A 21,445-nucleotide genomic window follows, 5' to 3' on the forward strand; every position below is an offset into this window, starting at 1 on the left:
TCGGGAGCGCGTCCGGAGCGCCGTAGCCGCTCGCCAGCGCCACGAACGAGCCCGATCGGTCGGTCTTGGGAAAAGCGCGCGTGTCCCACCGCGGCTCGCCTCCTTGCGCGCGCGGTCGAAGCCAGATCTGGAACATCCGCGTCGGGACGTCCTGTTCGTTATATTCGGAGTGGCGGATGCCTGTGCCCGCGCTCATCACCTGGACGTCGCCGGCCTGGGTGTGGCCCTTGTTGCCGATGCTGTCCTCGTGCGTCAGAACGCCGTCGCGGACGTAGCTGATGATCTCGATGTCGGCGTGCGGGTGCTGCGGGAAACCGGCCTTCGGAGCGATCTCGTCGTCGTTGAGGACGAACAGGTTGCCGACCGCGACATGGGCGGGATTGCCGTGGCCGCCGATCGCGAAGTGATGCTTGGCCTTGAGCCAGCCAAGGTCGCCGCCGCCGATCTCGGCCAAGGGTCTGTGTTGCAGCATCGTCGGTCGCTCCGGTTGGGACGACTCCGGGCATTCCGCCGGTGTCGCCCGCCGCCCGTCTCGCAGGCGGCCATTGGTGGGTCGGGTCAGGGGCTCGGGTCGCACGACGTCGCGGCACCGAGCCGATCAGGTGTTGCCTAGGCGGCCAGCGCCTCGATCTCGGTCGTGGCCTTGGCAAGCGCGGCCGCCTTGACCTCCTCCCCCATGTTCAGCCCTTCGGCCCGCACGACGGACACGTCGGTCACGCCCATGAAGCCGAGCACGCCCGTGAGGTAGGACTCCTGGTGGTCCATGGACGCCGCCGGGCTGTCGCCGCTATAGACGCCGCCTCGCGCGGAGGCGATGAACGCCCGCTTGCCCTTGGGCAGCAGGCCCTCGGGACCGGCGGCGGTATATTGAAAGGTCCGGCCGGCGACGCAAACCCGGTCGATCCACGCCTTGAGCTGCGTGGGCACGGAGAAGTTGTACATGGGCGCGCCGATGACGATGATGTCGGCCGCGAACAGATCGTCGATATAGGCGCCGCCGATCTCGAGATCCGCGCCCAGTACGGGGGTGGCGGGGGTTCCCCCCTGGAGCACGGCGATGTGCTCGCCCGTCAATTGCGACGTCCCGTCGGCGGCCAGGTCGCGGTAGATGACCTTGGAGCCCGGCCGCAGCGTCTGTTGCCGCGCGACGATCTGGGCCGAGAGCGTGCGGCTGGCCGAATAGCCGCCGAGGATGCTGGAATCGATGTGGAGGATGGTCATGGGAAAATACTCCGGAGAACGCGGGGAAGGCGCGATTGGTTGGGGCGACAGGAAGGATTTGATGGCGCTGAACATGATCGTTAACGTCGTATCCCCGTGCGCTTCGGACCAGCAGGGTAATTCCGACGGACTCCATCGGTTCAGCCGATGCCTGGCCGGCGTAGACATGCCGGTCGGCGTACCGCGGCCAGGACATGGATCGAGCCGTCCGCTCACGAACGGCGAACGGAAGGGGCGGCAGCAAGCGCCCCCGGCACATTCGGAGAGCGGCCTTGCACGGCCGTCCCGCCCTGGACCGCGAGCGTCGCATGGTAAAGCCTAGATGAGCCCGCGTTCGATCAGGCTTCTCGCCGTATCGATGATCGACTCGGATGCCGGTCTTGACCGCCAATCCAGCATCCGCTCCGCCTTCACGGAACTATAGAGGGTCCGCACCCCCAGATTGGGCGCCAGTTGCGCCAGCTCCGCGTTGAACAGTCCGCCCAATCGCACGACGATGTCAGGCAAACTGCGCGTGGGAACTCTTGTCGCTTGCGGGCCCAACTCGTCACGCAGGAGTCCGGCGATGTCGGCAAACCACAGGAAATCGCCTGACCCGATGAATCTTTGACCGGCGGCCACGGGCGACAGCATCGCCTTGACGTGCAACGTCGCCAAGTCCCGGACATCGACGATGCCGAATCCGATCCGAGGAAGCGCCGGCATCTTTCCCTTCAGCATCAATCCCACGACATCGACCGAGGCCGAATAATCACGGCCCAGCACCGGCCCCTGAATGGAGGACGGTAGAACGGTGGTCAGCTCCATACGCCCACCAGCGGCCCTGATGAACGCCCAGGCATCCGCTTCGGCCAGCGTCTTGGCGCGAGGGTAGTCGTAGATCTTCTTGGGAGGGAGGTCCGTCCAGACCGCCTCATCCGCGCCGGCTCCCTTGATCCTTGGCGAAGCCGCCGCCGTCGATGAGGTGGCGACGACACGCTTCACGCCGGCCCTCAGCGCGGCTTCCAACACCCGCCGCGTGCCCTCGCGCGCCGGGGTGATGACATCTTGTCCACGGTACTCGCCGGTCGGCATCGGCGATGCGACATGAACGACGTAGTCGGCCCCCGTGACGGCCCGGTCCCAGCCGTCGTCGCTTAACAGATCAGCCGCGAAGAAGGTCAGGCGGTCGCCGGGATCCACCTCGCCGGCGATCATGGCGCGGACGTCTTCCTCGCGGCGCAGGTCACGGACGGTCGTGCGCACCTGATACCCCTGCCGCAGCAGCTCGATGACGACCCAGCTGCCGACGAAGCCCGATCCACCCGTCACGACGACCTCGGCCATCCGCACCCCCGAAAGACGTTTCAAATACTCATCGACGGAAGCCGTCGATCACCATACATCGATTTGCGACATAGGATGAATGAAGCAAGTAGGATGAAAAACCATAGCAAGGTTGAAAGCCGGGCAAGCATTGCTTCCGAAGAGGAGTGCCCAAGCGTTTGCCGACCCGTCGATGCGGAAGTCGCGGACTTCCGCAAGGCTATCCGGGCATTGGCCGGAAAGTGGAAGATGGAGATAATGGCGAATCTCGCGGATGGCCCCCGTCGCTTCGGAGACCTGGGGCGCTGTCTTCCGGGTATAACCCAGCATATGCTGACCGCGCAGTTGCGGGAGCTCGAGGGCAGCGGCTTGCTTGTCCGCACCGCCTATGCCGAGGTTCCACCCCGCGTGCAGTACGAACTGACCGAAGCCGCCTATGCGCTCAGGCCTTTGTTCACCGGGATCCTCGAATGGTCGAAGGCATATGCGGTCGATTTGCGAAAAGGCGACGAATGATCGAGAGCGCGGCGCAGGCGGAAACACGATGATTCGGCCTCATGCGTTCGGCAGCTGTCGGTCATGCTTGCAAAGCTGCTGGAGCGAGGCGTGGAGTGCGTCGATCAGAAACAGGAAGCTTTCGTCGATCGAGTGCGACATTTGAAAGCCGCCCCGCGTCTCGATGTCGGCAAAGCCATGCAATCCGGCCCTGACGATGCGCATCGCATGGACCGATAGATCGTCGGGCACGCCGTAGCTCCTGACGACGGCATCGAAGATCGCGACCGGACGTGAAATCTCGGCCCGTTGCGCACTGGAGTCGATCTTGAGCGCGGTCTGCGTCAGCGCATAAAGGCCGGCATGTTCGATCGCGAAGCGACGATGGGCGGTCGCGATCGAAACAAGCGCTTGGCGGCCGGATCGCCCGAGCGCGGCCATCGTCAGGACATCCGCCAAACGCCGCACCGCGAGCGTGGAGACCCGTAGGATCAGGTCCTCGATGCCGCCGACATGCTTGTAGAGGCTGGGTGCCGCGACGCCGAGATCGGCCGCCAGCCGTGCGAGCGTCAAAGCGGCCAGCCCATGGCCGTCCACGATGGTCGCCGCGGCTTCCGTGACGACTTCGGGCTTGAGCCCTTCCCTAGGCATCGGGGCGCGTGGAAGCCTTGTCGATGCTGATCTTCGTCAGGAACCGAGCGACGGCCGGGTTGACGACCGCCGGACGCTCGAACATCGGCGCATGTCCGGCGTCGGGCACCATGATCAGCTCCGCATCGGCGAAGTTCGACGCCACCCATTCGGCTTCGTCGCGCGGGTTCTTCCAGTCCGGGTCGGCCTCGCCCATGACGACCAGGACCGGCGCCCGGACACGATCGATCCACGGCGCCACGGCACGATGGTCGGCACCGGCGAAGGTGGCGCGGAACGCGGGCCAACGCCCTGGACGTGTCAGCGACACGGTCGAAGCCGCCGCTCGTTCGCCGGCCTTGGCCCCGAGCCCGGGCCACAGCTTGGCCGCATAAGCGCGCCAGACGAATGGGCCCCACGGACGCATGAACGCGGCCCGTAGAACGCGAAGCATCGCATCACCCATGCCGTTGCGGAGAAAGGGGCCCAGAAGGACGAGGCCCGCGACCTGGTCGGGGCGACGTCCCGCCGCGATGACCGCGGCGCCCGCCGACAGCGACGCTCCCGCCAGTATGACCGGCTCTCCTCCGCCGAGCACATCGATCAGCGTCAGGAAATCATCCGCGATCGCTTCGTCACCGTAACGATCAAAGCCGACATTGCTGTCGCCGTGGCCGCGAAGGTCGACGCGGGCGACGCGATAACCGCAGGTCACAAGGTGCGCGGCCAAGGGCGCGAACGCATCCCGCGTGTCGCCCAATGCCGGCGAGCAGATGATCAGCGGTCCGTCGCCCGCAACCTCCACGGCGAGCTTGCCTCCCGCCGTCGCTACAAAGCTAATACTCATAGCCTCGTAGCTACTGGCAATAGCCACTTGGGTCAAGCTTTGTTTCTCGTCACCGTCGATATGGCTGCGCCGGAACGGACCCCTTCGCGCATGGACCGTCCCATACAAGCCGTCTATCCGGAGGTCGGCAGGCTTCGCCGAGCCGCTCGACGGCTCGTCCCATCCCGAGCCTGCTGATAAAGGCGACACGCATGATAAAGATGATCATCACGATCAAGCGGCGAGACGGCATGAGCCATGAGGAATTCGTGCGATATCAGCGCGAAGTCCACAGGCCGCTCCTGATGGCCATCCCGAGGCGAGCCGGTATATTCGCAGGTTCGTCGTTTCGTATCCCGTCCACGCGCCCGACTATTCCGGTCCGGACTACGACTCCGTGGTCGAAGGATGGTTCGACAGCATGGAGGACATGAACGCGCTCTATTTCTCCGAGAACTTCCTCCGCGAGGTCGATCCCGATCATGCGAACTTCATGGACCTCTCATCCTACGGCAGGGTCGTCACTGAAGAGGAGGTCGTCATCGGCTAGGGTCACGACCCATCAGGTGAAAGGCGCGATCTGACTCACGTTCCGTGAGGAGACCGGGGATGAGGGACCTGTACCGGCCGACGGACGAGCACGTCATGCGTTTGCGCCCGTACTTTCGCAGACTCACGGCAAGCCCCGAGTTGTTGATCGATGGGTGTGGAACGGCATGGTTTTGGTCAACCGCGACCGGCTGTTGCTGGCGGGACACACAGAAAGACTATAGTCCGAACAAGGAGCTGCAAGGCCCTGGGGTCAGAAAGGCGTGTTTGCGCGATTGATGGATGGGCTGGCTGCTGCGGGTGCTTGGCCGAGACCGTCATGATCGACGCGACCTAGCCGAAGGTTCTCCGCACGGCATTGAACCTTCGGGCTGTCAGTTGTAACGGTCACGCTGCGGCCGCGCCAACGTGGCCGCTGCCGCGGCGCCGAGCAGCGCGAGAACGGCGAGCATAAGGGCCTTGTGCAAAGCATGGACCAGGGCCGGATCGGCAACGCCGTCCAGCGTCGATCCCATAAGAGCTACCCCGAAAGCAGCCCCAGTTTGGCGCATGGCGTTAAGCACCCCGGCTGCGGTGCCCTCGAGTGCGACGACATGGCCAGAAAAGGCTGTCTCCATCATCGCCGGCACGGCGAACGCGATCCCGCACCCCGCCATGGCGAATAGGGGAGCGGTGACCGTCAGGACGGAACCTTGTCCAACCGTGATTAGGGAAAGGCAGCCGACGACTGCAATGACGAGGCCGGACAACATGACCGTCCGCGCACCGAAGCGCGCGGTAGAGCGTCCGGACGCGATGTTGGCCACGCCGATCAACCCGGTCATCGGCAGAAAAGCGATGCCGGTCGCGAGCGGCGACAGGTGCTGGGCCGATTGCAAAAAGAGGCTATAGGTGAAAATCAGACCGTAAAAGGCAAAGGCAAGCAGGACGCCCACAATTGTCGCCGATGCGAACATCCTGTCGCCGAGCAGCGCGAGTGGAACCAAGGGCTCGGCTGCACGCGAGTCGATCGTAAAAAATACGACCAGCAGGAATAGCCCGAGCAGCAACCCGCCTACGACCCAACTATCCTGCCAGCCTAGGCGGCCAACCTCTGTCACTGCGCCAACGATACAAGACAAGGAGACTACAACCAAGATCTGGCTGAGAATGTGGAACTTCCGGTTGCCGGTGCCTCGATCGACCGGAGCATGACGCTGGGTGAGCCAGATCCCCAATGCGCCAAGCGGCAGGTTGATCAGAAAAATGCTACGCCATCCGACTTGCGCAATCAGCGCGCCACCGAGCAGAGGACCGGCGGCGATGGCAAGACTGCTGGCACCTGAGAAAAGACCTAATGCCTTGGCCCGGTCGCCGCCACCGGGAAAACTGCGCTGAAGCAGAGCCAGGGCGCACGGCATAAGTAGGGCAGCGCCAATGCCTTGGCTGGCGCGCGCAGCAAGTAGCACGCCGAATGACGGCGCGAAGCCGCATGCTACGGATGATAAGCTGAAGAGGCCGAAAGCGGCAATGAACAATTTGCGAACGCCAACGCGATCCGCCAACGTCCCGGCGCTCAGCAGCAGGGCCGCATAGGGCAGCGTGTAGATATTCACGACCCACTGAAGCGCACTTACCTGGACGTCGAAGGATTGCTGCAATGCTTTAAGCGCGACATTGACGACCGAAATATCGAGCGTCACGAGAACGCCGCCCATCGTCGCCGCCGCCAGCACGGCATTGCGGTGCGCCAAGGGGCCGCACTCCAACGGAACCGCGTCTTCCGTCCTCACCCATCGAGGCGCTCCTTTCCCGTGCGCGTAACATTGACCGCCTGTTTAAGCGACGAACGCTCGGGATCGTCGCCCTTACGACCGTGATCCGTCGACGATCTTGCGTCATCGAGGTGCATACGATCACGTCTTCCGCATGCGTAACGATGGTAGGCTGGTTTCGAGCCGCCCGAGATGATTTGTGATTTACGTTAAATGCATAGCAGGCAAGAAGGGGTAACGTTTCTTCGGCTAGACCCTGCCGGCTAGACCCTGCCGGCGAGCGTCAGTTGCACTCCGCACAGCGCGATCAATCGATCGTTCCCGTCAGGGAAACCTACTCCAAGCGGAACGCTCGACCGCACCTTCGATTCACGTCCGCTTGGCCAACTCGGACAAAGCTAGCCCCGTTTCGTCTGCACAACCTCGCAGGTACGGCGGGAGCGACGTTTTCGCTCCCGCCGCTCGCAAACGCCACTGCTACATCGTATCGGCTCAGGCCGGCACGGAACGAGTGCCGTGGCCGACGGTCCGAGCGGACCGCGCGTCGAGGCTGAAGGCACCGGCCCCGAACGCCGCGATGTTGAGCAGGCCGCCGGCGATGGCGACGTTCTTGAGGAAATGGATCATCTGGTTTTGATCGGCGAAATCGGAGTGGAAGATCGCCGCGGTGACGAGCGTGAAGAGCGCCAGCAGGATCGACACTATGCGCGTGCGGTAACCGAGCAGGAGCAGTAGCCCGCCGCCGATCTCGATCAGGATCGCGACGCCCAAGGCGACCTGCGGCGCCGGGAGCCCCATCGCGACGATGTAGCCCAGCGTCGGGCCCGGCGCGGCGATCTTGCCGATGCCGCTCATCAGGAAGAGGACGGCCATCAAGGCCCGGCCGACGGCGGGCATGTATCGTTCGAAGCTGGTCATGGTATCGGGTCTCCTGTTTTCTCATGAAGGCGTTGCGCGCCATTTGCGGTCGGGGCCGCCGAGCATCTCGCGTCCGGAGCGGCGTGGCTCGCGCAAAGCGCCAGTGGACCGGATATCGCCTCGGCGGATGAATTGGACCAGTCGCCATATCCCGGTATGTACCATCGGCGACAACGATGGACGGAGTGGGTCGTGCTGGATGGACTGTCGCTCGACCAGCTCAGATCCTTCGTCACCACGGTGGAGGAGGGAAGCTTCTCCGCTGCCGGCCGAAAGCTGGGGCGGGCGCAATCGGCGGTCAGCGAGCTGATCGCCAATCTGGAAGGCCAGCTCGGGGTATCGCTGTTCGACCGGTCGGGACGCTATCCCAAGCTTACCCGGGCGGGTGAGGTGCTGCTCGCCGACGCCCGTGGTGTGGTCGAGAGCATCGGTTACATGAAGTCGCGGGCCAGGGGCATGGCGGCGGGCATCGAGGCCGAACTGGCCGTCGCGTTCGACGTGCTTTTTCCTCTGAACGTCATCACGGAAGCGGCGAGGGGCTTCCATGAGCGGTTTCCGGACACGCCGCTGCGAGTTTACGTCGAAGCGTTGGGGGGCGCCTATCAGCCGGTGCTCGACGGCCGGGCGAGCCTCGGGGTCGTCGGGTCGCTGCCGCTCATGCCGTCCGAGCTCACGGGCGAAAGGATCGCGAGCGTTACGATGGTCATGGTCGCCGGCGGAAGCCATCCGCTTGCACTGCGCGGCGGCACGATTCCGCGATCGGAGGTCGCGCGGCATCTGCAGCTCGTGCTTACCGACCGCTCGACGCTGTCGTCCGGTCGCGAATTCGGCGTGCTGTCGTCCTCCACCTGGCGGCTTGCGGACTTGTTCGCCAAACATGCCTTCCTGCTTGATGGCCTGGGCTGGGGCGGAATGCCGCTTCACGCGGTCGCGGCGGACATCGCGGCGGGAAGGCTGGTGGTTCTGGACGTCGAGGATGTCGGCCCTGGGGGCCTATCGCTGCCTATGTCGGCGGTCTACCCGCCGGCAGCTCCCCCGGGTCCCGCCGCCCGCTGGCTGGTTGACCGGCTTAGGGAGTGCGCCTCGGAGAAGGCGCACTCGGAAAGGTAAGTTCACTCGCCGTCCACCTCATGGGCGCGAACTCACCAAGGTGTCTCGCCGCTTGCCTCCACGAAGCGACCGGACACGGCATCGTCCCCGAGCAGCGCGTATTCGACGGGCAGCTTGGCACCTTCCTCGACCGTCAAGAAGCCGTTATGCCCGGTCAGGTCGGTCTTCACATAGCCCGGGCTGACCGAGTTGACGACGATCGGCGTGTCGCGCAGCTCCTCGGCGAGTTGTACCGTCAGCATGTTCAGCGCGGCCTTGGACGCGTTATAGCCGATCAGCCGGGCCGAGTAGTACGGTGAAGCCGGATCGCCGTTGAGGGTCAGTGAACCCAGCGAACTGGACAGGTTGACGATGCGCGCGGCCGGCGCTCGGCGCAGCAGCGGCAGCATCGCCTGCGTTACCGCGAGCGTGCCGATGAAATTGGTATCCATGATGCGGCGGGCGGCTTCCGGGGCGCTTGCGGTCGGCGGACCGTCCTTCGCATCGACGATGCCGGCGTTGTTGACGAGGATGTCGAGCCGGCCATGGTCGACACGGATCGTCTCGGCCGCCGCCGCGACGCTCGCATGGTCGTCGAGGTCGACTGGAATCGATCGCGCGCCAAGGCCGGCGGACGAAAGCTCGGCGACCGCCGCGCTCGCACGACCGGGATCGCGGGCCCCGATGATGACGAAGACACCGGCTTGGGCGAGCTGTCGGGCGATCTCCAATCCGATGCCTTTGTTCGCGCCGGTTACGAGCGCGATGCGGGTGGTCTCGGTCATGTCTGCATCCTTATCGGGTTTGTTGTTGTGCTACCCCAAGATATGAAGGATCGTTCGGTTTGAGGATTCGCATATGACATCGCACCGGCCGACGCACCTGAACCCGCGGAAAACCCCACGTCAGGCGCGCGCGACGGCGACGGTGAACGCCATGTTCGAAGCGACCGTTCAGGTTCTGGTGACCGACGGGCCCCACCGGTTGACGACGACCCGCGTCGCGGAGCGGGCCGGCGTTTCGGTGGGCACCATGTACCAGTATTTCCCGCACAAGCAGGCGTTGTTCTACGCACTCAACGAGCGCTACCTCGACATGCTGGCCGAGAAGGTGGAACTCGCGTGCCAGGCAAATCACGGTACCGCCATCGGCCGGATGGTCGAAGCGCTCGTCGCCACCTACTGGGACGCCAAGATGGAAAGTCCCGAGGTTACCCGCGCGCTCTATCGATCGGTCGTGGAGATTGACAACGAAGCGCTGATCGAAGTGTTCGCGCGCCGCGTCGATGCCGCAGCCGCCACGATGCTGGCGAGTGCGTCCGACGCCAGCTTCGCCGATCTGGCCACCGTCAACCTAACGCTCCTGACCACGATCTTCGGTACGGTGCGCAACGTGTTCGAGCGCAACCTGTCCGTCGCCGAAGAACGCGCCGTCCAGGGTCAGCTCATGGCCATGTGCAACGCCTATTTGGGGGCGGTCAGGTCGACCGGATCGTGATCTTGCTGCCGGCGTTGGCCCGCCGTCGGCCTCCGAAGTTCCATGACGCAGCGCATGATGGCTGCTCGCAAGAATCAGGCTGCTGTCTCAAATGTCTGTTGCTTCCATTGCGCGTTCCATCGAAACCGCAGCCTGAGCGGGGTAGTTGGATCGCTGGCGGACTGCCCTACGGAACTGCCATTGAAAGCCGGAAAGCAGGACATTTGCTGGCCCGACATTCATTTTACCTAATCATCATCAGGCCGCTAGTTTCTCTGATCCTCGGCTCCCATCGCGCAATCGCTCAAGCGGCGTGCCACCGCTACGCAGGACGATGGTAAAGAGCGAATCCCGTCGCCCGCTCCGATATACTCGCATGTAAGCGATGATCGCGTTCAGATCGTCAATACCGTCGCGCCGTGCGTTTTTCGGGCTTCGAGGGCGCGGTGCGCCGCGGCTGCGTCGCCTAGCGGGAAACGCTGACCGATCGGAAATGCGACACCCTCTCCCATCACTTCGAATACCCGGCCGGCTAAGCGGCGGCGCTGCTCGGCGGTGGCGCCGTAATGGGCGAGCGTCGGCCGGGTGACGTACACCGATCCCGCATTCATGAGGTCGAGCGCCTTGAAGGGAGGGACCGGACCGCTCGCGTTGCCGTAGGTGACCAACAGGCCCATGCGCGACAGCGACGCGAGCGACGCGTCCCAACTCGCCGCGCCGACGCCGTCGAGAACGACCGCGACGCCTAGGCCGTCCGTCAATCCGCGGACCTGCGCGGCCAGATCGCCCATCGCGCAACACAGGACATGGTGCGCGCCCGCCGCCCGTGCGCGGTCGGCCTTCTCCGCCGTTCCGGCATGCGCGATCACGACCGCGCCGATCCGCGCGAGCCAGGGTACGAGGATCGACCCCATGCCGCCTGCCGCCGCATGGACGAGCACGCCCTGCCCGCGCCGCGCCTTCGCGCACTCCTCGATCAGGTAACACGCGGTCATGCCCTTGAGCATCGCGGCGGCGGCGGTCTCGTCGGCGACATGGTCGGGCAGCGGGACAAGATGTTTCGCCGGCATCACGCGCACGGTCGCATAGGCGCCGAGCGGGCCGGTGCCGTACGCGACCCGGTCCCCGGCCGCGACGTCCACGACGCCGGGGCCGACCGCTTCGACGACGCCGGCGGCTTCCGCGCCGAGGCCGCTTGGAAGCGCTGTGGGATAGAGGCCCGATCGCTGGTAGGTGTCGATGAAGTTCAGCCCGACGGCCCCGTGACGTATGCGCGCCTCCCCCGGATCGGGCGTTAGCGCGGCGGCGTCGATCTCCTCACGCTCGATCACCTCCGGTCCACCGGTTCGACCAACGATCAGGCGAAAGTCGTTCATACCGGCTCCCTTGCACCGAAGTCCCGCCGTGCCTTTACTGGACGTAGGCCTTGACGAGGTCGTACAGGAAGTCGCGCCCGACATAGACCGAGCGGACCTCGCGCCGCTCGTCCAGGCCGTGCGCGCCGTTCCCGTCCGGATCGCCCCAGCCGCCGGGCACACCGTAGGTCGGAATGCCGATCGGGGCGAGGTAGGTGGCGTCGGTCGCGCCGGTCGACATGGTCGGGATGAGCGGCACGCCCGGGAAGTAACGGGCCACGAGCCGTTCGGCGGGCCGCATGATCTTCGGGTCGAGCGGCGGCGGGACCGCGACCGGGCGCAGGCGTCCGACCACGGTCACGCTCACTCCCGCGTCGCCGATCGCTCGGGCCAACGCGGCACGCGTGGTGTCGGCGTCCTCGCCCGGCGCGATGCGGCAATTCACGGTCGCCGTCGCCCGCTGCGGCAGCGCGTTCACCGCGTGGCCGGCCTCCAGTATCGTCGCCACGCAGGTCGTGCGCAGCATCGAGTTGAACGTCCGGTCGCGCGACACGACGGTTTCCGCGGCGCGGTCGGCGGGATCCTTGGCGAGTGCGACCATCGCGCGGCCCAGATCGTCGTTCCGGACGCCCCCCGATTTGGCGAAATAGGCGCGCGTCGTGTCGTTGAAGCGGACCGGGAACTTGTACGCGCGCAAGCGGGCCAGCGCGTCGGCGAGCTGGTAGATGGCGTTGTCGTCGACCGGGATGGAGCTGTGTCCGCCCGGATTGACGGTCCGAAGCTCGAAGCTGCGGTTGGACTTCTCACCGATTTGCATCGACTGGGTCACGAGCTTCCCGCGTCCGTCGGTGCGACCGCCGCCGCCCTCGTTGAGCGCGAATTCGGCCGCGATGAGCTCGGGCCGGTTCTCGGCCAGCCACTGCGCCCCGTTGAAGCGCGCGCCCGACTCCTCGCCGCAGGTCAGCGCCAGCTTGACCGTGCGCCGGGGGCGGTAGCCGTCCTTCTTGAAGCGGACCATGATGTCGACCCAGCTCGCGACCATCGCCTTCATGTCTGACGCGCCGCGCCCGTAGAAATAGCCGCCCTCCTCGATGAACTTGTAAGGGTCGCGCCGCCAATCCTCGCGCCTGGCGTTCACGACGTCGAGATGGCCGAGCAGCAGGATCGGCTTGGCTCCGGCCGCGCTCCCGGGCAGGACCGCGACGAGGCCCCCGTCGAGCGGGAACTTCGCGTCCCCGAACAGGGTGATCTGCGAGTCGCCGTACCCGGCCGCCTTCAGGCGCGTCGCCATCTTCGCCGCGGCGAGCGTGCAGCTGCCCGTCGCGACGGACGTGTCGGTTTCCACGAGTTCCTTATATAGGTCGCGGAACGCCAGCCGGTCCGGGCGCGGAGCGGCGGTCTGCGCCGATGCCGAGCCGGACGAGAACAGGGCGAGAGCGCCGGCAACGGCTATGGCGAACCTTTTCACGAACGACTTTCCTCCGGTGACCTCGAGCCTGCCCGACGCTATGGACGTGGTCCGGGATCGTCAAACACTGTGGCGCAGCGAACGCACGTGCCGACCATTCGCGCTGCTACGGATCGTCCGGGCCGTCGCCGCGTTCACGAGCACGATGATCCAGGATAAGAACGACGCAGGGCGTCCGACCGGCACCGCGAACGTACGGGGCGCGATGCTGCTCGGGGCGCTCGGGATCGTGTACGGGGATATCGGCACCAGCCCGCTTTACGCGTTCCGCGAAAGCCTGAAATCGGCGGGCGGCGCTCCCGCCGCTGTGGAGGCGACGGTGCTCGGCATCCTGTCGCTCATCTTTTGGGCGTTGATGATCATCGTCACGCTGAAATACGTGCTGTTCGTAATGCGCGCCGACAACCAGGGCGAGGGCGGGATCATGGCGCTGCTCGCGCTGGCGCTCCGCAAGGTCCAGCGGCCGACGACCCGGACCGCGCTGCTCGTGGTCGGCGTCGCCGGCGCGGCCCTGCTCTATGGCGACGGGGTCATCACCCCCGCCATCTCCGTGCTGTCGGCGGTGGAGGGCCTGTCGGTCGCGACGCCGCTGTTCGAGCCGTATGTGGTGCCGATCGCGCTAGTCGTGCTGATCACGCTGTTCTCCGTCCAGCGGTTCGGCAGCGGGCGGCTCGGCAACACGTTCGGCGTGGTCATGATCGGCTGGTTCGGCATGCTGGCGCTCGCGGGCGCGTACCACATCCTGCAGGCGCCCGACGTGCTCGCGGCGTTGAACCCGCTGTACGCCGCCCGTTATCTCGGCGGACATGGCTGGGTGTCGTTCGCGGTGCTCGGCTCCGTTTTTCTGTGCGTCACCGGCGCGGAGGCGCTGTATGCCGATATGGGGCATTTCGGGCGCACGGCGCTTCGGCTCGACTGGCTGGGCTTCGTGCTGCCGGCGCTCGCGCTCAATTATTTCGGGCAGGGCGCGCTGGTGCTGGCCGACCCGGCGGCGGCCGCGAACCCGTTCTTCCTGATGTTTCCGGCCTGGAGCATCTACGGCGTCGTGGCGCTGGCCACCGCCGCCACGGTGATCGCCAGCCAGGCGCTGATCTCCGGCGCGTTCACGCTCAGCCAACAGGCGACATTGCTAGGCCTGCTCCCGCGCCTCCAGATCCGGCACACGTCCGACGAGGAGATCGGGCAGGTCTATGTCCCCCAGATCAATTTGCTCCTCGCGATCGGCGTTGTCGCGCTCGTGCTGGGTTTCCGCTCGTCGGAGGCGCTGGCCAACGCCTACGGCATCGCGGTGGTGTCGACCATGGTCGCGACCACGATCCTGGCGGGGACGGTCGCTCGGCATAATTGGGGGTGGGGCCTGCCGGCGGTGGTCGCGGTCACGGGCGCGTTCCTCCTGGTCGACGTCGCCTTTCTCGCGGCGAACGCGGCCAAGGTGTTGAAGGGCGGCTGGTTTCCATTGGTCGCGGGCGCGCTGATCTTCGCGTTGATGATGACGTGGCGGCGTGGGCGCAAGGCCGTGGTCGAGGCGTTGGGCGAGGACCGCGCGGATCTGCCGGACTTCCTCCGGACGCTCGACCCGACACGGTATCCCCGCACGCGCGGCACCGCCATCTACATGGCCGCGCGCAGCGACACCGTGCCGGCCGCGCTGGCGCTGAACCTGCGCCATAACGGTGTCCTGCATGAGCGCGTCGCGCTGCTCAATGTCGATGTGATGCGCGTGCCCTATGTGGCCGCCGACAAGCGGGTCGAGGCGCGTGAGCTCGGCAAGGGGTTTTGGGCGCTCAGCGTCCGGTTCGGATTTTTCGAAAAGCCCGACGTGGCCGCGGCGCTCCGGGCGGATCCGGACGACTTCCCGATCGACCTCGCGACCACGTCGTTCTTCCTGGGTCGCGAGCTGCCGGTGCCGACGATCAATCCCAGGCTCAATTTCTGGCAGGCGCCCCTGTACGCCTTTCTGACCCGCAACGCGGTAAGCGCCCCCGAATACTATCTCATCCCAACCGAGAACGTCGTCGAGCTCGGCACCCGGGTCGAGCTTTGACCGTTCCCGGGGGCGGCTGCCGCATCCACGATAGGACGAACCCCGACATGCCCGAACGCGCCAAGCTCCGGCTGCACGACGTCCAGCTCCGTCCCGACCCGTCGCGCACCGTGGTCCGGCCGTTCGAGCCGGGCTATCCGCGCGGCTTCGACGGCGGCGTCACCCGCACGCAGGAGACGGTGGATTTCATCCTGTCCCTCGACGAGGCGGAGCTGACCCGGCAGCTGGAGGGCGTCACCGCCTCGCTCGACCAGAATCACCGCGACGTCGACGCGTTGTTGCGGCGGCGCTTCGACGAGATGGCGGAGCGGTTCGACGGGGCGGACCGGTGCGACGACGCGCGCCGCCGGCTGATCGGGGCCTATTTCTCGCAGGAATATGCCTATGAGGGGGCCGCGTTGTTCAACCCGAGCGCGGTGCTCCATCCCGATCAGGTCGACCTGGCCGAGGGCGAGGTCCGGTTCCTGCTGTCGCTGCGCGGGATCGGCGAGGGTCATCTGTCCTCCGTCACGTTTCGCACGGGCCGGTGGAGTTCGGACGAAGCGCCGACCATCGACGATCCGGGATCGGTGTCGGTACCGCCCGTCATCGACCGGGCCGATGCGGACGGCGCGTCGATCCGACTTCATTGCGGCGGCAGCCGTACCGTGGCCGAGACCGTGCTGTTCCCCGTCCTGCCGAGCCAGCGCCAGGGAATCGAGGATCTGCGCCTGGTGCGCTTCGACGAAGGCGACGGGACGTCCGTGTATCACGGCACCTATACCGCCTTCAGCGGATCGGCCGCGCGGTCGGAGCTGCTGACCACCACCGACTTCCGCACCTTCGAGATGCGCGCGCTCACCGGCGACTCGGCGGGCGGCAAGGGGATGGCGCTGTTCCCCCGCCGCGTGGGCGGCCGGTACGCGATGCTGGGCCGGCAGGACAACAAGAACATCTGGCTGCTCGGATCCGACGACATCCTCGATTGGAACGGCGGGGCCAAGCTGGTCGAGCCGCGCTATCCGTGGGAGTTCGTCCAGATGGGCAATTGCGGCTCGCCGATCGAGCTGGACGAGGGATGGCTGGTGCTGACCCACGGCGTCGGCACGGTGCGCAATTACTGCATCGGCGCGTGCCTGCTGGATAAGGACGACCCGTCCAAGCTGCTGGCGCGCACGCCGCGCCCGGTCCTGGCGCCCAGCCCCGAGCAGCGCGACGGCTATGTCCCCAACGTCGTTTATAGTTGCGGCGCGCTCGCGGTCGGCGGCGACCTGCTTCTGCCCTACGCGGTCGCCGACAGCTTCACCGCGTTCGCGACGGCGTCGATCGACGACTTGCTGGCCGTGATGGAGTGATCAGCACAGCCCTTCCTCCGCCAACACGGGCCGAAGTTCCTTCCTGAAGGCGAAGAAGCCCTTGCGGGTATGCGGCCAGAACCGTTCGTCCCACGACCGCCTGACCTGGAAGAGGTCGACCCCTGAGTGTTCGAGCGTCGCCGCGGCCGTGGCCAGCGCGTCCGCGACCGGTCCGACGGGGGTGTAGGGGGCCGCGATCGCCGACGCTCCGGCTTCGGTCGCCGCCGCCAGCAGGCGATCGGCGTCGAGCGCGCCGGCGATCCCGGTCGGACAATCGAAATGCGCGCGCACCCGCGCGGCCGTGTCCTCGGCGGCGGCCGCGACGAAGCGGCCCGACTTGTCGCCGTCGCCCGCGATCGCCGAGACGACCAGCGCACCGGCGAAGGATGGGCGGTGGGGGAAGACCGACTCCGGATGCATGTCCTCGGGCGTGACCAGCAGGAGCGTCGGACGACCGGCGTCATGATTCGCCGTGCGGGGCAGGGTGAAGGGAGCGGGCAGGGGCGCTTCGGTCAGAGCCGACGCCGACGTCGCCAGCCCGACCGGCGAGAACCGCCCGCCGGTGTTTCGCGCGATGTTGTCAGCGGTCGCAAGGTAGGTCTTGCCCGCGGTCTGCAACCCCGCCACCCAGCGCCAGGACAAGGTGTTGCTGGCCGGGTCGGCGTCGATCAGGTGCCGCATGAAGAAGTCCGCGCCCAGCGTCCAGGGCAGCCGCAGCGTGAAAATCCAGATCGATGCGAACCACATCCGGGCGTGGTTGTGCAGATAGCCGAACTCGACCAGCTCGCACGCCCAGTCGTCGAAGCCGTCGATGCCGGTCGCCCCGGCCTCGGCGCGGTCGAGGTCGCGGGTCCCCTTGAAGCCCGCGCGCACCTCGTCGCGCTCCTCGGTGAAGCGCCGCCACGCTTCGGGCCGCATCTCCAACCAGCCCTTCCAATAGGTGCGCCACGACACCTCCTCGACATATTTGCCCGCGTCGGCGAAGTCGTGCCGGTCCAATATCGTGGCGATCACCTCGCGCTCCGTGATCAACCGGCGGCGCAGATAGGGCGACAGCACCGACGTCGCGAGCCGGTCGTCGGGGCCGAGGTCGGCGTTGCGGCCGTCGGCGTACGCACGCCCCGCACGGGGCGCGAACTCGGACAGTCTGCGCAGTCCTTCGTCTCGGGTCGGTGGGAAAAGGGTCGTGGTGGCCATCTTGCGGTCGGGTGCCTTGGATCGGGGCGGGGTGCGGGGATGCGCACGTCGCCGTCTGATTCCCTAGATGCTTCCGATCCGGGAGAAAGCCAGGGTCGGGGTCTTCATGATGCCGCCCGGTCACGCGCCCGCTCGCCGGTAAGCGCGTCGAGCAGCCGCCATCCGTCGGCTTCGGCGAGGTCGTGGATGTCCGGAGCCGCCGCCCCGCCGCCTGCGGTGTCGACCAGCAGGGTGGCGAGCCCCAGGCGCCGCTGAAGCCAGCTGCGCCGCACCGTCGCGACCTGGACGTACGCCGTAGGCACGATCCAGTCGGTGCGACCCCACACGCCGCGTTGCACCTGCAGCAGCCCCGACGCGAGCCGGTAGCGATGATGGCGGCGGTCGAGGAGCGCCCAGGCGGCCGTCGGGAGTAGGAACGGCAGCGCGAGCAGCGCGACAGGCCTGACCGCGGCGACGGCCAGGATCAGCAGCGCGGGCACGCCGACGCGCCGGGCCAGCGCGCGCCAGACATGGCCGCGCGCCACGGGCGTCATCTCCGCCGGGCTGACCCGCCGGAGCCGGAGCGTTCCGAGGAGCCGGTCGACCTCGTCCGCGCGGGCGAATGGGGCGAGATCCTGGCGTCCGCCTGCTCCCTCGCCCCCGAAGACCTGGGCTCGAAGCCGCGCCCAGCCGAGCCGCCGCCGCAGCGGGCCGGTGTCGATCGCCGCGAGCTGGACGCGCGGCAGGGACACGATCGCCTCGCTGCGCGTGAGGAGCCCGCGCTTGCGGCGGAGGCGGCCGCCCTCGTCGGTCAGTCGGAAGCCATGGTCGCGCAGCGTCGTGCGCACCACGCCCGCCACCACGCCGACCGCCAGCACGAGCGCGACCGCCAAGGCCGCCGCGCCCGCCCTGGCGAGCATGGACAAGGACCGCGCGGTCTCCGTCCTGGCGACCACCACATCCCAGAGCGCGGCGTCGTCGAGGTCCAGCGCCCGCCCGGCATATTGCAGCAGGCCGAACCCGAGCGCGATCCAGACCAGCGAGAAGTTGAACAGCCCCCATAACGTCACGCGCCGCGGGCTCATCGCGAAGACGACGGGCGCGGCCGGCTCCGACACGGCGTCGGCGGGCATCGGGCAGCCGGTCGCGGAGTGGTCGAACGCGGCCGCCCGTCGTCGCCCGAGCGCCGCCCGCAGCCGCTCGGCCTCGGCGACCGAGACGCTGTCCAGCGCGCCCTCGTCCGCGCCCGCGCCGCCGGTCTCGAGCGTGACGGTGGCGAGGCCGAACAGGCGCTGGAGCGGGCGGCGCTCGATCCCGACATCGGCGACGCGCCCATAGGGGATCGTGCGGCGGTTGCGGCTGAACAGGCCGCTGTCGATCACGACCGCATCCGCCGTGAGCGCGTAGGTGAAGCGGTACCAAGTCGCCCAGCGCAGCAGGTTGACGGCCAGAAACGCCGCCGCCGCGGTGGCGAGCACCGACCCCATGCTGAACCGCGACATGGCCGCGAGCAGGGCGGGGATCGCGAGGAGCGCCGACGGCGCGCGCCGGACGAGCGTGATCAGGAGGGTCGCGGGATGGAGGCGGCGGGGCGCCCCGTCCGGGTCCGAGTCCGGCCCGCTCGGCCGGACGCTCGCTTCCCTTACCACGCGTCCATCCGAATTGTGGCGCGGATCGTGTCGCGCAGCTGATCGGCCGTCGCCCGCGAGACGCCGGGCAGCACCACCATCGCATGCGCGGTGCCCGCCGTGTGCAGCACCAGCCGTGCGACGCCGTTCGCGCGCTCGATCGGTCCTTGCGCCACGTCGATATGCTGGACGCGGGCGAGCGGCACTAAGGTATGGACCTTGGTCCAGACACCGTGGGCGACATGAAGCTCGTCCTCGCCCAGCGCCCAGCCCCACGCCGCCCAGCGCCGCCGCGGCGCGACGACGAGCGCCCACAGCGCGGCGACGCCCGCGACCGCGACGCTCGGCCACGCCGGCCAGCCCAGCCGGATCTGCGCCGCGGTGCCGAGCGCCACCCCCAGGCCCAGCAGCAGCAGCGAGGGCACGACCGCATCCAGATGCATGACGGAGCGCTGGCCGGGTTCAAGTCTAGTCAGCGCGATCGGAGGGAGAGCCATACGCCTTACATGGGCTTGGGCCCCATCCGAATCCAAGCGGTTCCGGCCGGCGCGGGATCGGGACCGCCGGGATCGCTCCGGCTTTCCGCTTCAAACCGGTCGCTGCCCGCCACGTCCGACTGCAACGCTTGCGCGCCTGAGCGGTTGTTCGAGGGAGGGAGAGGCCGCGCCCGCGGCGATCCCGCCCTGCCCACCTTTTAGGAGCATCGAACCATGTCTACCCCCGACAGCCTGCAGGACCTGTATGTCGACGAGCTGAAGGACCTCTGGTCCGCGAACGACCAGATGGGCCGGGTGCTCAAGAAGATCGCCGGCAAGGCGTCCGATGCGGCGCTGGGCGAAATGCTGACGAAGTCGCGGACCGGTATCGGCGAGCATACGGACATATTGAAGGAGCTCATTGCCGCCCAGGGCGGGAAGGTGTCCAAGGAGCATTGCTTGGGCATGGAAGGCCTTGTGACGGAGGCGACCAAGCATGTGGTCGAGGAAGGCCCCAAGAAGGGGCCGCTCCGCGACGCGGTGATCATCGCCCAGTATCAGCGCATGACCCATTACGGCATCGCCGGGTTCGGCACGGCCGCCGCCTATGCCCAGGCGCTCGGGCTGGGGGGGGATGTCGCCAAGCTGAAGAACGCGACGAAGGAAATCTATGGCGGCGACGAATATATGAACCGCCTCGCCGAGACCTCGGTCAATCTGAAGGCGGGCGACGAATAGCGGCGACGGGAGCCGTGACCTCCGGGCCGGTCCGGCCCGGAGGTCACGGCCTCACGATCATGTGAAGATAACGATATACCGGTCGCAGGTCGGTGGATCGCGGTGCCGATGTCGGCCGTCTCGACGAAAAAGGCGTCCCCGCCGCCGTTGCCGCGTCCTCAAGCAGGTCCAGCGCGCGCCGGGCCTCCACGTACCGGCCCGCCGCCGCCATCCAGTTGCCCGCCCGGCTCGCGCCCGGCAGCGTGCGCGTCTCGACCAGCGCTGCCTCGACCTGTCCCCCGTCCAGCAGTCGCCTGGCGCGGGCGAGGCGCTCCACGGGCAGCGAGCGGGGCGCGTCGGCGCGGCGGAGCACCACCAGCTCGCCGATCTCGCGGCGGATCGCGGACCAGGCGTCGCTTCGCGATCCCGCCTGTAGTTCAGGCGCGATCGCGTCGAGGCCGAGCCGCAGGTCCTCCAGCGTCACCGGCGCGCGCGCGGCGGCCGCGACGACCTCGACCGCGCGCGGGTTCGTCGCGCCGAACCGTTCGCGGAGCCGGTCCTCGGTCCGGCCGAGCGGGACGCCGCGGTCGAGAAGCCGGCGCGCGGCGACCGCCACGAGCAGCGCCTCGGCCCGGCCGGCTTGCACCCCCGCTTGCGCGGCGTCGGCGGTGGTCGCCGCCATGCGCTCTTCCAGGGCGGTGAGCTGGGCGTCCAGCCCCGCCTCGCGCGCGGTGAGCGTGGCGAGGTCGGAGACGGGCTGCGCCGCGGGGGTCGAAGCCGGCGGCTGAAGCGGCTGGGCGGGGACCGGCGCGGCGGGCTGGGCGACCGTCTCGGGCGCGAACCAGCCGAAGCGTCGCGCGCCCCAGGCGGCGACCGCGAGCCCGGCGAGGAAGGTCAGGACGAACAGGAGGCCGATGATGCCGAACCGCGGACGCGAGCGTGTGTCGACCGGCAAGCGATGCTCCATCGGTCCGCTTATCCCCG

20 protein-coding genes and 1 pseudogene are annotated in these 21,445 nt (G+C 67.5%); 7 read left to right on the forward strand and 14 right to left on the reverse strand.

Going from position 1 to position 21,445, the window contains the following annotated elements; genetic code table 11:
- From ACFE7F_RS05005 to ACFE7F_RS05015, 3 genes are all read right to left on the reverse strand, one after another.
- A partial coding sequence (locus ACFE7F_RS05005) for a pirin family protein (protein WP_375402745.1) occupies window positions 1–472 on the reverse strand: 472 nt, incomplete at its 3' end.
- Window positions 473–609: 137 nt separating this feature from the next.
- On the reverse strand, window positions 610–1,221 hold the full coding sequence (locus tag ACFE7F_RS05010; RefSeq protein ID WP_375402746.1) for an FMN-dependent NADH-azoreductase: 612 nt from the start codon (window positions 1,219–1,221) through the stop codon (window positions 610–612).
- Window positions 1,222–1,539: 318 nt separating this feature from the next.
- Entirely contained in the window at window positions 1,540–2,547 is a 1,008-nt protein-coding gene (locus ACFE7F_RS05015) for an NAD-dependent epimerase/dehydratase family protein (protein WP_375402747.1), read from the reverse strand.
- Window positions 2,548–2,640: 93 nt separating this feature from the next.
- Between ACFE7F_RS05015 and ACFE7F_RS05020 the strand changes: the two genes are divergently transcribed.
- On the forward strand, window positions 2,641–3,042 hold the full coding sequence (locus ACFE7F_RS05020) for a winged helix-turn-helix transcriptional regulator (RefSeq protein ID WP_375402748.1): 402 nt from the start codon (window positions 2,641–2,643) through the stop codon (window positions 3,040–3,042).
- Between the two features lie 39 nt (window positions 3,043–3,081).
- Here ACFE7F_RS05020 and ACFE7F_RS05025 read toward each other — a convergent pair whose 3' ends face one another.
- A complete protein-coding gene (locus ACFE7F_RS05025; RefSeq protein WP_375402749.1) occupies window positions 3,082–3,672 on the reverse strand; it encodes a TetR/AcrR family transcriptional regulator in 591 nt (196 codons plus the stop codon).
- Window positions 3,665–4,498 carry an alpha/beta fold hydrolase gene (locus ACFE7F_RS05030; RefSeq protein WP_375402750.1) on the reverse strand — a complete coding sequence of 278 codons (834 nt, stop codon included), beginning with the start codon at window positions 4,496–4,498 and terminating at the stop codon, window positions 3,665–3,667. Before ACFE7F_RS05030 ends, ACFE7F_RS05025 begins: the two co-directional genes overlap by 8 nt.
- A 230-nt stretch (window positions 4,499–4,728) precedes the next feature.
- On the opposite strand from ACFE7F_RS05030, the pseudogene ACFE7F_RS05035 reads away from it, so the two are divergent.
- Window positions 4,729–5,027, forward strand: a pseudogene (locus ACFE7F_RS05035) (EthD domain-containing protein).
- Between the two features lie 373 nt (window positions 5,028–5,400).
- Here ACFE7F_RS05035 and ACFE7F_RS05040 read toward each other — a convergent pair.
- Both ACFE7F_RS05040 and ACFE7F_RS05045 read right to left on the reverse strand, forming a co-directional pair.
- Window positions 5,401–6,759, reverse strand: coding sequence for an MFS transporter (locus ACFE7F_RS05040; RefSeq protein WP_375402751.1), 1,359 nt, complete (start codon window positions 6,757–6,759; stop codon window positions 5,401–5,403).
- Window positions 6,760–7,272: 513 nt separating this feature from the next.
- Window positions 7,273–7,698: a DoxX family protein gene (locus ACFE7F_RS05045; RefSeq protein WP_375402752.1), complete on the reverse strand. Its 426-nt coding sequence runs from the start codon at window positions 7,696–7,698 to the stop codon at window positions 7,273–7,275.
- 192 nt (window positions 7,699–7,890) lie between these two features.
- On the opposite strand from ACFE7F_RS05045, the gene ACFE7F_RS05050 reads away from it, so the two are divergent.
- Entirely contained in the window at window positions 7,891–8,808 is a 918-nt protein-coding gene (locus ACFE7F_RS05050) for a LysR family transcriptional regulator (RefSeq protein WP_375402753.1), read from the forward strand.
- A gap of 32 nt (window positions 8,809–8,840) precedes the next feature.
- Here ACFE7F_RS05050 and ACFE7F_RS05055 read toward each other — a convergent pair whose 3' ends face one another.
- A complete protein-coding gene (locus ACFE7F_RS05055; RefSeq protein WP_375402754.1) occupies window positions 8,841–9,572 on the reverse strand; it encodes an SDR family oxidoreductase in 732 nt (243 codons plus the stop codon).
- Between the two features lie 73 nt (window positions 9,573–9,645).
- Between ACFE7F_RS05055 and ACFE7F_RS05060 the strand changes: the two genes are divergently transcribed.
- Window positions 9,646–10,284, forward strand: coding sequence for a TetR/AcrR family transcriptional regulator (locus tag ACFE7F_RS05060; RefSeq protein WP_375402755.1), 639 nt, complete (start codon window positions 9,646–9,648; stop codon window positions 10,282–10,284).
- A gap of 374 nt (window positions 10,285–10,658) precedes the next feature.
- Here ACFE7F_RS05060 and ACFE7F_RS05065 read toward each other — a convergent pair whose 3' ends face one another.
- Together ACFE7F_RS05065 and ACFE7F_RS05070 are read right to left on the reverse strand one after the other, a co-directional pair.
- Window positions 10,659–11,639, reverse strand: a complete 981-nt coding sequence (locus tag ACFE7F_RS05065; RefSeq protein ID WP_375402756.1) for a quinone oxidoreductase — start codon at window positions 11,637–11,639, stop codon at window positions 10,659–10,661.
- A gap of 34 nt (window positions 11,640–11,673) precedes the next feature.
- Entirely contained in the window at window positions 11,674–13,086 is a 1,413-nt protein-coding gene (locus ACFE7F_RS05070; RefSeq protein WP_375402757.1) for a M20/M25/M40 family metallo-hydrolase, read from the reverse strand.
- A gap of 145 nt (window positions 13,087–13,231) precedes the next feature.
- Between ACFE7F_RS05070 and ACFE7F_RS05075 the strand changes: the two genes are divergently transcribed.
- Window positions 13,232–15,130, forward strand: a complete 1,899-nt coding sequence (locus ACFE7F_RS05075) for a potassium transporter Kup (RefSeq protein ID WP_375402758.1) — start codon at window positions 13,232–13,234, stop codon at window positions 15,128–15,130.
- A gap of 47 nt (window positions 15,131–15,177) precedes the next feature.
- Complete coding sequence (locus ACFE7F_RS05080; RefSeq protein ID WP_375402759.1) at window positions 15,178–16,464, forward strand: glycoside hydrolase family 130 protein; 1,287 nt, start codon at window positions 15,178–15,180, stop codon at window positions 16,462–16,464.
- Here ACFE7F_RS05080 and ACFE7F_RS05085 read toward each other — a convergent pair whose 3' ends face one another.
- The 3 genes from ACFE7F_RS05085 to ACFE7F_RS05095 form a co-directional block, all read right to left on the reverse strand.
- Complete coding sequence (locus ACFE7F_RS05085; RefSeq protein WP_375402760.1) at window positions 16,465–17,661, reverse strand: FAD-binding domain-containing protein; 1,197 nt, start codon at window positions 17,659–17,661, stop codon at window positions 16,465–16,467. It lies immediately after the preceding gene.
- A 104-nt stretch (window positions 17,662–17,765) separates the two neighbouring features.
- A complete protein-coding gene (locus ACFE7F_RS05090; protein ID WP_375402761.1) occupies window positions 17,766–19,289 on the reverse strand; it encodes a PH domain-containing protein in 1,524 nt (507 codons plus the stop codon).
- Window positions 19,283–19,765, reverse strand: a complete 483-nt coding sequence (locus tag ACFE7F_RS05095; protein WP_375402762.1) for a PH domain-containing protein — start codon at window positions 19,763–19,765, stop codon at window positions 19,283–19,285. The genes ACFE7F_RS05090 and ACFE7F_RS05095 overlap by 7 nt, the downstream gene beginning before the upstream one ends.
- Before the next feature lie 213 nt (window positions 19,766–19,978).
- Between ACFE7F_RS05095 and ACFE7F_RS05100 the strand changes: the two genes are divergently transcribed.
- Entirely contained in the window at window positions 19,979–20,482 is a 504-nt protein-coding gene (locus ACFE7F_RS05100) for a ferritin-like domain-containing protein (RefSeq protein ID WP_375402763.1), read from the forward strand.
- Window positions 20,483–20,525: 43 nt separating this feature from the next.
- Here the strand turns inward: ACFE7F_RS05100 and ACFE7F_RS05105 are convergent, their stop codons facing one another.
- Complete coding sequence (locus tag ACFE7F_RS05105; RefSeq protein WP_375402764.1) at window positions 20,526–21,428, reverse strand: hypothetical protein; 903 nt, start codon at window positions 21,426–21,428, stop codon at window positions 20,526–20,528.
- Window positions 21,429–21,445 lie beyond the last annotated feature (17 nt).

This window comes from uncultured Sphingomonas sp. (assembly GCF_964235535.1).
Taxonomy (GTDB): domain Bacteria; phylum Pseudomonadota; class Alphaproteobacteria; order Sphingomonadales; family Sphingomonadaceae; genus Sphingomonas.